We start from the raw sequence: 12,482 nt of genomic DNA, 5'->3' as shown, positions 1-12,482 counted from the left end.
TCTTACTGCGTCTTTATACTCTTAACCCTAGTCTTTCAACCCTAGTCTATTTGAGCTGTTCAGTTAACGAATGAGTCGTTGTTGCGGTTATTTCAATGACAATTTGTAAGTAAAAAAAATGGCAACCCAATGGGTTGCCAGACGAATCTCTTGTGGGACATGTATCGATAATGCGCTAGCTTATAAATACTTTCCCTAATATGGGGGATGATGATGAATATTTACATGAAAACAATGAAAAAGTCTTAAAACTAATTCGGTTAGCACTGGTTGATGAGACCATGTTGAAATGCTTATTTAAGTTAAACAAACCTTGATGAAGGGCTTATTAGCTTGAGAAAGCGGGCATTATCAACTTACTACATTACTGTGAGTCATGGTTTTTTAAAAGGTTCAAAATTTATGTAAAAAGATCAAATTATTTTCGTTCTTCATTTAAAAACATCATTGATAAGCGAAGGAACAGCTCATTGCGCTGTTATAGCTAACGTTATTTATTTAGCGGGCAGAATAGATTTAAATTCATCCATAAAAAAAGGCAATCAAATGATTGCCTATCGATCCACTTTGAGATCAAGGGGACCGCGCTAGAAGTCCCAGGGAGATGATGAAAGTGAAATCACACTGTCTTAATAAATAAGACTCTCACCTGCGACAATAGTTCAAAAAAAATACAGTTTTTTTTACTTTTTTATCAAATAACTTTTTGTGCGTTTAAAATCAGATATTTGCAAAAACAATATATTTATTTGTTGGCTTATAAGCTTGCGATCTAACACTCTCACCAGCATTTATTTCAGTAGTGACTCGATTTCCGTCATCATATTTTCAGGCTTGGTCGTCGGAGAGTAACGCTTCAATACTTTACCGTCTTTGTTAATCAAAAATTTAGTGAAATTCCATTTGATGCCTTCGCTGCCAAGTAACCCTTTGGCCGATGATTTTAGGAATTTATATATTGGAGCGGTATTTGCTCCGTTAACTTCTACCTTACTGAATAAGGGGAAAGTCACACCGAAGTTCAACTCACAGAATTTGCTAATGGTCGCTTCATCACCTTTTTCTTGTCCACCAAATTGATTACAAGGAAACCCTAATACCACAAAGCCTTGGTCTTTATAGAGTTGATATAGGTGTTCAAGTGGCTTGTATTGATGGGTAAAACCACACTCACTGGCCGTGTTTACAACTAACACCACTTTGTCTTTATAATCTGACATAGAAACAGTGTTGCCTTGAATATCAATCGCACTTTGCTCGTAAAAAGACTGACTCATAAAATACTCCTTATAGGTTTAATATCACTATATAGTACAATTTAATTTAGTCAATTAAATTGTGCGCAACTTAATTTTAAGGGGGAATTTGACGGCTGGAGTTTGCTAGCTTGTTCGCTAGGGCTTGTTAATCTTTCAAGGTTGTTTTTCTGTCATCATCTATGTCTCCCTTGAATAGGTATCATTTATTGATAAAAAAACACTTTTGTTACTCTGGTGTGTAGGGTTTGTGTGGGTATTGCTCGAAGCCTCAGCGATACAACTGATTTTTAAAGACTAAATAAATTAGCTCAGTATAATCTCGCCTATTAAGATTTTAAGACTGAGGTTTGTAGTATGAAAAAAATCATTTTAGCAGCGGCTATGACAGCAAGTGCATTACCTTTAAGCGTTACAGCGAGTGAAATCACTCTTGGATTAAGTGAACATGTTGTGTCGGCAAATCTAAAGTCAAATATTAATTCTCACGCAAACCTTGAGGGTGGCTATATTTACTCCGATAAAAAAGGCCATCTAGCAGAGTTCGCGATGCATATGATGCATCAAACTGGTCCTCATACTATCGAAATTGGCCCTAAGTGGACATCGGTATGGTTTGATAACAGCCCAGATGGTAGTGTTATTTCAGTTGGAGGACATTACTCATTTGCATTAAGCAATAATATCTCTATTCACGGTGATGCTTATTATGCGCCATCGGTATTGTCATTTTCAGATGTTGATGGTTATACAGAGTTAGGTGCCAAAGTGCAGTATGACTTTAATCCTAATATGGCTATCTTCATTGGTTACCGTAACTTGAATTTTAAGTATGACGGTAGATCAGATAGATCTTTTGAAGATGGTTTCTTTATTGGCGGGACTTCTCGCTTTTAAGTTTGATAGTATTGGCCTGAAGTCATAGGGAATAAAAAAGCAAGTTGCGGGGCAACTTGCTTTTTAATCGAATAAGTATAAACACTTAATTGTACTGGTTTACTTCAAAATCCAATTCCGCATATTCATCAGCATAACGACGCTTAACATCTACTCTGCGTTGCTTTAGCTTTTTCGCTTTTGGCTTTTCTTCAACTTCGTTTTCCCATAGGGCGTCGTCGATATCAAATTTGTAGTATTGAGACATTTCTCTTTCCAACGTGTTTCTTAAACTGATAAATGATCACTAAACGAGTGACAGTTCAACTCACAGATGAGTGGTATTCACTTTGAATACACATCCATTTTTACCTAATTTGAATTTATAACGAAAGCAAAAAAAATCACCTATCACGGTGAATTTTTTTGTTCAATCTTTAGCGTGGGAAGAGTATGGCGAACTATCTGATCTAATGGATGATTTACTGGGTAAATCAGCAATTTTTTCACAATATATTTTTCTTCATCATTTCCGCGTATTCGTTGACTCTCCACCTTCAATAAGTACATCCCACATTCACTAAGTTCATTTCGTCTTCGACAACATGATAAATTTGGCCGCGATCTAAATAGATAATATTGCCTGTTTTTTCCCAGTGAAATACGCCTCCATTATTAAATGGAGAGTCGGATTGACCTAAACGTTCAGTAGCGATTTTATTTTTTCGGAGGAAAAGGGTTAGGGTGGTCTTCATGCCATTATAACTTGGCTAAGGAAAGTATCTTGATAAATTTCAGTTCAATTGACGGTGTGCAGCTGTCTTGGGTTAGAGCAGGGTTAGCTCTGGCTTGAATGTTAATTGTGATTCAAAGTAAACGGTCATTAAGTGAAGGCTATCGGTGTAATTAACCTAATTGAGCTCATGAGCATTTTTTTCGTGTTCAGGTTATTATTTCATGGCACACAGCAAAATTGATTTTTGTTTAATAACGATGAATATTTTAGTGTTTAAATTTAACTCAATTGATAATAGTAATTTCAATATGGTTACTGGCTATTTCTACTGGCTATTGCTTACTTGGTCGAGATTAAAAAATTCCTTAATGGTATCGATTTCTGTCATAGCGTCTTGGTAACCTAATTCAATTAAAGCACTCGTATAGGCCTTTTCAAATAATAAATATGAAACAATACTGGAGTCTGTCTCACAATCTATGCCAAAGAATTTTAGCAATATTCTGATGGCAAGAGGTAATTCCTTAAAGTAACGTGCTGCAATTTCACTTAAATCTTCACTTGGTTTAATGACTAAGGTATCAATTTTTCGTAAATTTATTAGCTTAGCATCTGCTTCTGGAATTAACGCTAATGTAGTGTTTATTCGCTCTAAACGTTCTAAGTCACTATTTAATGTATCTGAGAAAATGGTATCAAGTAAATGACCCGCTATGGTGGCTGTTTTAGGGTGTGCGTCGATGTCATCGTCGTGCTGATGAGGACTATCGAGATTAATCACCATGATTTTATCTGCGCCTAAATGTATCGGGCTTGATAGTGGTGAAAGTTGATGCACCGAACCGTCACCAAAATAAGCCTGATTCAATTTAATTGACGGAAATACTAACGGAATAGCAGAGGTCGCCATTAAATGATCTGTCGTTAAGGTACAGCGATTGCCTTGCCTTCTGGCTCTTTGCCAATCATTGATGCTGCTGTTGGCTTGGTAGAAGCTGTAAGAGTGAGAGTCGTTGTAACTAGAAGCATCTAAACTAATGGCTTTTAGTGCACCGCTGCCAATGTTGCGTTCTATTCGCTGAAAATCAATGAGCTGGTTAAGTAGACTGCGTAAAGGAGAGTTATCGAGTAGGCTGCCAGCATCAGTATTCATTTTATCGCTTTGCAGTCCTTTAAGCGCCATTTTACAAAGGTGCTTAAATACCTTACCAAACGAAGAGTGGTACACTTTTTTCGTTTCAAAGTGTCGCCAAACCCAATCTAATTTCTTCACCCCAAGATGAAAACATGAAGCATGAGTGGCCAAAGATGTCGCATTAATTGCCCCAGCAGATGTGCCACTAATAATTTCAAATGGAATGTGATGATTACGCGGGTACAGTTGGACTAAGGCTTTTAATACCCCTATTTGATAAGCGGCTCTCGCGCCACCACCGCCTAAAACAAGTGCAATTGATTCTGCCAACTAAGATCTCCTTCCAATGACTAACGCCATGATATCAGTATGGTTAATAATATCTGGTTCGACGAGTAATTGAACAGTTATTTCATCTTTAACGGTCAAAGCTTGGTTTGGTATCACAATTGTTTAGGCATAAAAAACGCACCTTAAGGTGCGTTTTAACGTCGAGGCTTTTTAAAGCACTTAAGAACTTCGCAGGCGTGATTAGCCTTTAATTGAAGATTTGATGAAATCAATAATTTGATCGAATGGGATATCTTGCTTTTCACCCGTACGACGATTTTTATACTCGAATACGCCCGCATCAATATTTCTGTCGCCAATCACTACAACGTGTGGCAAGCCAACTAATTCCATATCGTTGAACATCACACCTGGACGTTCTTTACGATCGTCGAGTAAGATTTCAATGCCTTCTGCCGCTAAGTCTTTATACAACTGCTCAGCCATTTCTTTTACACGGTGAGATTTATGCATGTTCATCGGTAAAATACCCACAGTGAACGGTGCAAGAGACTCAGGAAGCATCATGCCACGCTCATCATGATTTTGCTCAATCGCTGCAGCAACGATTCGGCTAACGCCTGCGCCGTAACAACCCATCATCATCACTTTAGATTTACCGTTTTCATCAAGGACGGTAGCACCCATGGCTTCAGAGTAGTTAGTGCCTAATTGGAAAATATGACCTACTTCAATACCACGAGCGAAAGCATATGTACCTTTGCCATCGGGTGTTGCTTCACCTTCTACTACGTTACGGATATCCATGGTTTGCGCCATTGGTAAATCACGTTCCCAGTTAATGCCGAAGAAATGCTTACCTTCTTGGTTAGCCCCAGCAGTGAAATCACTGATAACAGCAACATCTTTGTCGATGATAATTGGCATTTCAAGACCCACTGGGCCAATTGAACCAGGGCCCGCGCCAATGACAGCTTTGATATCTTCTTCGTTTGCAAACTCAAAAGGAGACAATACAAGTTCATGCTTTTCAGCTTTTAATTCATTTAACTCATGATCGCCACGAACAACTAACGCCACTAAAGGTGCGTCTTCTGTTGCCCCTTTAACAATCAGCGTTTTCACCGTTTTGGTGATCTCAATGTCAAATTGCTCAACTAGCTCAGCAATAGTTTTGGCATTAGGAGTGTCAACCAAAGTCATTTCTAACGTTGGTGACGCTAAAGCTGCAGTCGGTTCTGGAGATTCTGCTTTTTCGATGTTAGCGGCATAATCGCTATCAGTTGAGTAAGCAATTAAATCTTCACCACTGTTAGCTAACACGTGGAATTCGTGAGATGTGTCGCCACCAATTGATCCGGTGTCAGCAATCACTGAGCGGAAAGCTAAACCCATTCGAGTGAAGATATTGTTATATGCTTCATGCATTGCAGCGTAAGTCGTGTCCATACATTCTTGATTTAAATGGAAAGAGTAAGCATCTTTCATCAAGAATTCACGGGCACGCATCACACCGAAACGTGGACGAACTTCGTCACGAAATTTTGTTTGTACTTGGTAAAGACTAAGTGGAAGTTGCTTATAAGAGCTTACTTCTTTACGCACTAAATCAGTAATCACTTCTTCGTGAGTTGGTCCAAGTACGAAATCACGATTATGACGGTCTTGGAAACGTAGTAATTCAGGACCAAACTTTTCCCAACGACCCGTTTCAACCCAAAGATCTGCGGGTTGAACTAGCGGCATTAAAATTTCAATTGCACCTGCTTTGTCCATTTCTTCACGAATTATCGCTTCAACTTTACGTAAAACACGTAAACCGCTCGGTAACCATGAATATAGACCTGATGCATTACGACGGATAAAGCCCGCACGTAGCATTAATTGATGACTGGCAACCTCTGCATTAGCAGGGGTTTCTTTTTGTGTTGAAAGCAGGTACTTGCTAACTCGCATTCCCAATGTCCACTTAGTAGCTATTAATGAGCGACATTTTAGCACTTGCCACGATGTTGTCACCCGATAATTGCTGTGAAGAATGCTTTATTGAAAGTGCTATAGAAGGGAGTTGATGAGTTAGCGTATTATCAATGGTTTTTACGGTGTATTTAATTAAATAAACGGCTACATAGACTGACTGCCAAGCATTACTAGGCCCTAGTCGCATTGCTTACACTTCGTAAAGTTTACTCATAGAATTTAGCGCATAGAATTAGCTTATAAAATTAGGATACTAAACGGGTTGATTAAACTTATTTATCTCGTCTGTCGCCAATTATCTTTGCAGGGTTACCCGCGACAATAGCAAAATCTGGTACATCTTTAGTGACAATGCTGCCCATACCCACGACGGCTTGGTTGCCAATATTCACCCCATCGACAATACCTGCTTGAGCGCCAACCCATACATCTTCCCCAATGGTGATACCTTTTGCGGTTACTGCTTGTTGATAAATAGGCGAATCCACTGACATCCCATGATTAAAAGCATAAATGGTGACGTTATTTGCAATGCGAGTACGATTGCCAATGGTAATCCCCACTTTGCCGCCATCAAACGAGCAACCATGGTTAATAGCAACTTCATTGCCCATTTTTATAGGGCCATGGAGGAAAACATCTGCGGCAATCATACATTGATTGCCGATGTGAATATCTCGGCCACGCTCTGCAAATAAGTTCGCTTCTGGAGCGATAAAGGATTGCTCGCCAATGTGTATGGTTTCAACTTGCATTAAACTTTGCTGGATTTCATCCTGCCAAGGCTTTGCCCAAACTAAATGTTTCTCTTTCAATGAGAAATAAAGCCAAGGCATCCAAGATAAACGCTTTTTATGTTGAGTTTGATAATCTGGTTTATCGTTAATCATAGATATGGACTTTTAGTTGTGAAACCTAACAATAGGCTGACTATATTTATTCGCGCAGTTTTTAGTAAGTGGGTATAAGAATAGTTAACCCACTGAGGTTGGCTTTAATTCAATCACTTCAATCTTGTCATTGACGATATGCCAAAAAATATCAATATCGTATAAAGCCACTTGATAAATTTTACTATCCGCTTTTGCTTTTTTATAAGCAGGGCGAGGATCTTGAGCTAAAACATCATTAATCACTTGCTTTAAATCACTCATTTTATTTGCGCTTGAATGTTCAGCAATTTGAGATTCTGCTTTTTGACTAAATTTAACTTCAATTAATTGAGGTGCAGATTGAGCAATACCACCAATGGCGTGATTTATCGCATCAGAAAAAGGAATATAAGGTTTAATATCTATGATGGGAGTGCCATCTAATAAATCCATACCGGATATTTCCAAGCAGACTTTGCCATTTCGTTGCACCACATTGTGTAATTTAACCACAGACTGACCGATACCATTAGGTCTAAATGTAGAGCGAGTGGCAAACACACCTAATTTTTCATTTCCACCGAGTCGTGGAGGTCTAACGGTATTTTTCCAACCTTGGGCTAAATTTTCATGAAAACAAAAAAGTAGCCATAAGTGAGAATATTGCTCAATGCCTCTTACCGCATCGACATTATTAACATGTGCTGCTAATTCAACCCAACCACGAACATTTACCAGACCAGGTTGTCTTGGTATTCCAAACTTTTGTTTGTACGGTGTACGACATATTGCAACCGCCTCAATTTGAGCACTAAAAGTCGGCTCAGAATATTTATTCATTTTTTTAAGTAATATATTTTCGGTTATTGAGCGGTTTCAGTTTTAATCGCCTGACCCACACAAAAAGCTTGAGTAAAACAGGTATTTGTTTTCTGTTCTGTTAATAAGCACTTCTTTACAATCAAGCCATTAGCGCCTAATTCAACGGCTTGCTTACGGGCTTCAGTGCGGGCATCTGCGATGTTAGCTGGGACGCCATGTTCAGTTTCTTGACAAGACTCGCCTTCAACCAGTCCAACGATTTCAAATGCGCCTTGAGGACGCTCACCGTCTTTAAATAGCACAACACCTGCAGGCTGAAAGTATTCATCAATCGCTTCACCATCTAAATTACTGTTGAAGGTGTAATTGCTAGAACAGGCAGATAAAAATACGACAGGAAGAAACGTTAATAACGCAAATTGACGAGAAATGTTCATAATACGGCCTAATTCAATTGAGTGCATTAATGAGGAGTCTATATTGTTTATAGTTTACATGGCTAATAAGTTTGTGGAAACATTTGATGTTAGTTATGCAGATAACAAAAGAGCCTACCTAAGTAAGCTCTTTAATAGCGAAATGGTTAACTGTTATTCCATGCCAGGAATTAAAAAGTCTTCCATTGTTTTGCCTGCATCAATCTGATTTTTAAATACTGTTGGCATACGGCCTTGACCAGTCCACTGAATTAACTCACCGTCAACTTCAATTTGATATTTAGCTGGACGTGGAGCACGTTTCTTAGGTGCTGGCTTAGCGGTAATTTCACCTAAGTCTTCAATTGATAAACCACTGTTTTCAATTTGGGCTAATATTTCTGCAATACGTTGGTTACGCTCTGCATTAGCTTCTAATTCAGCTTTTTCGTCTTCTTCTCTTTCAGTGATAATCTTTTCTAGCTTAACTGAAAGTTCACGTAAGTCTTCTAGTGATAACTCTTTTACAGCAGCTTTAAAACGACGACCATGTGTTAAAATTTCTAAAAAGTCACTCATATCAATGTGCATCCTAATGATTTTAAATAATAAGTATCTCAAGTAATTCTGTGGTTATTAAATAATACTTATCAAAACTCTTGATTGTTTAATTGTTATCAAACGAGAGTGTAGATTGATTTGACCATTTAAAATGTAAAACCAAATAATAGTAGAAAAACACGGTTACTTGAATCGTGATTAATAATAGAAACTAAATTTGTTTGGATCAAATAAAAATAACATTAAAAGTGTAAATTAAATAAAAAAAGCCTAAATAAAGCGGTTGGTAAATAAATTATTACAAAAACAACTCATCTATAAGCATCAACTTAATCCAAAAAATATATAAACAAGTGTTTGACTTTGGTTGACGTTAACGTTAACAGAACGTAAAGTTGTGCCATATTGCATTGGTGATAGCCAATGTGCCATCCACATACATTGAAGGTGTAGAAGGAAATCCCATGAAAGTATTGGTGCCTGTAAAGCGCGTAGTCGATGCCAATGTGAAAGTCAGAGTAAAGGCTGATAACACAAATGTTGATACTGCTAATTTAAAAATGGCGTTAAACCCATTTTGTGAAATTGCTGTTGAAGAAGCAGTTCGATTAAAAGAAGCAGGAAGTGCGACAGAAGTCGTGGTGGTAAGTATTGGGGCGAAAGCTGTGCAAGAACAGTTACGTACTTCAATGGCGCTTGGTGCAGACCGCGCAATTCACGTGCAAACAGATGAAGAGTTAGTGCCTTTATCAATCGCTAAAATTCTAAAAGCTGTGCAAGAGAAAGAACAAGCAGATTTAGTGATTTTTGGTAAACAATCAATCGACGGTGATAACAACCAAACCGGTCAAATGCTAGCTGCATTAACTCAAATGCCTCAAGCTACTTTTGCTTCAGAGCTTAAGTTAAGTGCAGAGGGTGCTGAAGTGACTCGTGAAGTGGATGGTGGTTTACAAACGCTTAAGATGCCACTACCTGCTGTTGTTACTGCAGATTTACGTTTAAATGAACCTCGCTATGCTTCATTACCTAATATTATGAAGGCAAAGCGTAAGCCGCTTGAAACGCTTTCAATTGACGATTTAGGCGTGAGCTTAAAAGCACATCAAAATATCGTTAAGGTGACACCTCCTGCTGAGCGTCAAGCTGGCATCATGGTGAGTTCAGTAGCTGAGCTAGTTGAAAAGTTAAAAAATGAAGCGAAGGTGATCTAATTATGGCCATTTTAGTATTAGCAGAACACGACAATGCAAGTTTGAAGCTAGACACTGCAAAAGTGGTCAGCGCCGCAGTTGCTATCGGTGGTGATGTTCATGTATTGGTTGCTGGTAGTGATTGTGCAGCAGCTGTTTCAGCGGCTCAAGCGTTAACAGGTGTGAGCAAAGTATTAGTGGCTGATGCCACTGCATACCAAGCGCAAATGGCTGAAAACTTATCAGCGCTTGTGTTAAACCTTGCTGGCGACTACGAGTACATTGTGGCCGCAGCTTCAAGTGTTGGTAAAGATACGCTTCCTCGTGTTGCAGCCCTTTTAGATGTGGCTCAAATTTCAGAAGTTATTGAAGTGGTAAGTGCAGATACCTTTGTGCGTCCTATCTACGCAGGTTCTGCGTTAGCGACAGTGCAAAGTTTAGATGACAAAAAAGTATTAACTGTTCGTACGAGTGCATTTGATGCTGCTGGTAACGAAGGTAGTGCAGAAGCTGTTGCAGTAGACTTTGTGGCTGAAGCTAAAACAGAGTTTGTATCGCAAACACTGACTGAATCAGAACGTCCTGAATTAGGTAGCGCTGGTGTGATTGTTTCTGGTGGTCGCGGGATGGGCAGTGGTGAGAACTTTGCCATTTTAGAAGCGCTTGCTGACAAAATGACCGCTGCTGTAGGTGCATCGCGCGCCGCTGTTGACGCAGGTTTTGTACCGAATGATTTACAAGTGGGTCAAACCGGTAAGATTGTTGCTCCAGACTTATATATCGCTGTCGGTATTTCTGGGGCGATTCAGCATTTAGCGGGAATGAAAGACTCTAAAGTGATTGTCGCAATTAACAAAGATCCTGAAGCGCCAATTTTCCAAGTGGCTGATTATGGTCTTGAAGCTGATTTGTTTGATGCTATTCCAGAGTTAACTAACTTACTATAAACAGAGTTGAGCCATTCACTTTAAACAGTGGATTAAACTTTTAAGTTCATTGTTAAAGCTTAATGTTTGGATTAGATGTCAGGTTATTTTTAAAAGGTTTTTGTCTTATAGGCAAAAACCTTTTTTATTGCCTTAGCTCTTTGTTATTTGGGTTATTTGGGTTATTGGGGTTATTTGTTTTTTGTCGCTTTAGTTGTGCTTTCTTGAATCTGAAACCTGCAAAAGTTATCGATTATGTGGAGGAAATATATCTCTTATAGTGCATGCCTATTCAATATAGAGCTGATTTTTTGAATGTTTGATTATAAGATTCAATTATATTTATCACTTTTGTTTTATTTTTATCGAATAAAAACTGATTTAATTATTAACTTTATATAGGGCTTGTTGATCTTTGTAGGTTAAGTTTTGTTCGAAATAAAAGCGTTTTAATTGAGGCGGATGGATTGATGCCTAGTCATCTAAGCGCCACTTTATTCACAAAGATGCATCCAACAAAGAGTAAAACGCTTTTAGTCGAACCCTTTGGGCAGCGTTTGTTGGCGATTTTTACTGCGTTATCGACTTTTTATGTAGAATAACTACACCACAAAGTCTCTGCCTTGTATAAATGGCCAACAATTCGCTGCAAAAAAACCTTGAAAGATCAACAGGTCCTAATGATTACGACTTACATGCCGCGCACTGACTTTAGTTGCAGATTTTAGTAACTAGCTAGCTCCTAATTGTAGTAACAAGCTCTTATACCGAATTGTGTTTAAAGAGGAGTGACTGAGTCGATGAACTCGCTGTAGGCAATCGACTTGCTAGTAACGAGATGTCGTTGAACACACGGCGGTATATCAACGATTAAAGCGTCATGTCGGTGAGTTGAAATAAAAGCGTTTTTAACTAAGGTACGCCTAAGTGAGTCTAATTGAGTTTATATGCCAGCAATTGATGGTTAAACCCTCGCTTGCTAACAATTCGTTACACCACTGATAAGCTACTGTGGTGTTTTTTGATTGTGATGTTATTTCTCACAAGATAAGCTACTTTTATCTGGTAATTAACCTCGCGCTTATGTTTGTATAGTGGCGTGTGACAGCAGAGGGCACTGTTTAAGGCTCTCTCAATGCTGAATCATAAGTAGAGGCGCATCAAATATCAGTAACGTTAAGTTGGGTGATACCAATAACTTAATTTGAAAGGATTTGGTGCCGAAGCGAATAGGTTCTATCAAAACCATTTGCTGGGGCAGTTTCCCGAAAGGGGCTGCACTGTCATAGTAATTTTTATCCGTGAGGATAAAACAATGGATATCGATGTTGATATCGATATTACTGTGGAGTGCTACTGAAAAGAACCTTGTCTTCGCTTTCTGCGTCGTCTTGCCTTATCAGTTATCCTCCATTCGT

Annotated in this window: 13 protein-coding genes and 1 riboswitch; of the genes, 3 read left to right on the top strand and 10 right to left on the bottom strand. The window is 38.6% G+C overall.

The annotated features are described in order from the left end of the window. Positions 1–791: 791 nt before the first annotated feature. The gene (locus tag L2735_RS06610; protein WP_248983956.1) at positions 792–1,277 is read right to left on the bottom strand and encodes a glutathione peroxidase; all 486 of its coding nucleotides are present in this window, start codon (positions 1,275–1,277) and stop codon (positions 792–794) included. Between the two features lie 336 nt (positions 1,278–1,613). Here L2735_RS06610 and L2735_RS06605 point away from each other — a divergent pair, with 336 nt between their 5' ends. Continuing rightward, complete coding sequence (locus L2735_RS06605) at positions 1,614–2,153, top strand: YfaZ family outer membrane protein (protein WP_248983955.1); 540 nt, start codon at positions 1,614–1,616, stop codon at positions 2,151–2,153. 85 nt (positions 2,154–2,238) lie between these two features. On the opposite strand, the gene L2735_RS06600 is transcribed toward L2735_RS06605, so the two are convergent. The 9 genes from L2735_RS06600 to L2735_RS06560 all read right to left on the bottom strand — a co-directional run bounded on the left by L2735_RS06600 (position 2,239) and on the right by L2735_RS06560 (position 8,963). Continuing rightward, on the bottom strand, positions 2,239–2,400 hold the full coding sequence (locus L2735_RS06600; protein ID WP_248983954.1) for a small highly charged protein: 162 nt from the start codon (positions 2,398–2,400) through the stop codon (positions 2,239–2,241). Between the two features lie 289 nt (positions 2,401–2,689). Continuing rightward, positions 2,690–2,887, bottom strand: coding sequence for a copper resistance protein NlpE (locus L2735_RS06595; protein ID WP_248983953.1), 198 nt, complete (start codon positions 2,885–2,887; stop codon positions 2,690–2,692). A 306-nt stretch (positions 2,888–3,193) separates the two neighbouring features. Continuing rightward, on the bottom strand, positions 3,194–4,333 hold the full coding sequence (locus L2735_RS06590) for a patatin-like phospholipase family protein (protein WP_248983952.1): 1,140 nt from the start codon (positions 4,331–4,333) through the stop codon (positions 3,194–3,196). Positions 4,334–4,534: 201 nt separating this feature from the next. Next, positions 4,535–6,250, bottom strand: coding sequence for a proline--tRNA ligase (locus L2735_RS06585; RefSeq protein ID WP_248983951.1), 1,716 nt, complete (start codon positions 6,248–6,250; stop codon positions 4,535–4,537). 13 nt (positions 6,251–6,263) lie between these two features. Beyond that, complete coding sequence (locus tag L2735_RS06580) at positions 6,264–6,461, bottom strand: hypothetical protein (RefSeq protein WP_248983950.1); 198 nt, start codon at positions 6,459–6,461, stop codon at positions 6,264–6,266. Positions 6,462–6,546: 85 nt separating this feature from the next. Then, positions 6,547–7,164, bottom strand: a complete 618-nt coding sequence (locus tag L2735_RS06575) for an acyltransferase (protein ID WP_248983949.1) — start codon at positions 7,162–7,164, stop codon at positions 6,547–6,549. Positions 7,165–7,248: 84 nt separating this feature from the next. Continuing rightward, on the bottom strand, positions 7,249–7,986 hold the full coding sequence (gene tsaA / locus L2735_RS06570; RefSeq protein ID WP_248983948.1) for a tRNA (N6-threonylcarbamoyladenosine(37)-N6)-methyltransferase TrmO: 738 nt from the start codon (positions 7,984–7,986) through the stop codon (positions 7,249–7,251). Positions 7,987–8,009: 23 nt separating this feature from the next. After that, complete coding sequence (gene rcsF, locus L2735_RS06565; RefSeq protein ID WP_248983947.1) at positions 8,010–8,405, bottom strand: Rcs stress response system protein RcsF; 396 nt, start codon at positions 8,403–8,405, stop codon at positions 8,010–8,012. A 153-nt stretch (positions 8,406–8,558) separates the two neighbouring features. Then, the gene (locus L2735_RS06560) at positions 8,559–8,963 is read right to left on the bottom strand and encodes an H-NS histone family protein (protein WP_248983946.1); all 405 of its coding nucleotides are present in this window, start codon (positions 8,961–8,963) and stop codon (positions 8,559–8,561) included. Between the two features lie 446 nt (positions 8,964–9,409). Between L2735_RS06560 and L2735_RS06555 the strand changes: the two genes are divergently transcribed. Together L2735_RS06555 and L2735_RS06550 are read left to right on the top strand one after the other, a co-directional pair. Then, complete coding sequence (locus tag L2735_RS06555; RefSeq protein WP_248983945.1) at positions 9,410–10,159, top strand: electron transfer flavoprotein subunit beta/FixA family protein; 750 nt, start codon at positions 9,410–9,412, stop codon at positions 10,157–10,159. Positions 10,160–10,161: 2 nt separating this feature from the next. After that, positions 10,162–11,085, top strand: a complete 924-nt coding sequence (locus tag L2735_RS06550; protein ID WP_248983944.1) for an electron transfer flavoprotein subunit alpha/FixB family protein — start codon at positions 10,162–10,164, stop codon at positions 11,083–11,085. A 1,121-nt stretch (positions 11,086–12,206) separates the two neighbouring features. Further along, a riboswitch (Lysine riboswitch) is annotated at positions 12,207–12,428 on the top strand. The last annotated feature ends 54 nt before the right edge of the window (positions 12,429–12,482 follow it).

The sequence above is a fragment of the Shewanella olleyana genome (genome assembly GCF_023283825.1).
GTDB lineage: Bacteria > Pseudomonadota > Gammaproteobacteria > Enterobacterales > Shewanellaceae > Shewanella > Shewanella olleyana.
This window is presented reverse-complemented; position numbering and strand designations above follow the sequence as displayed.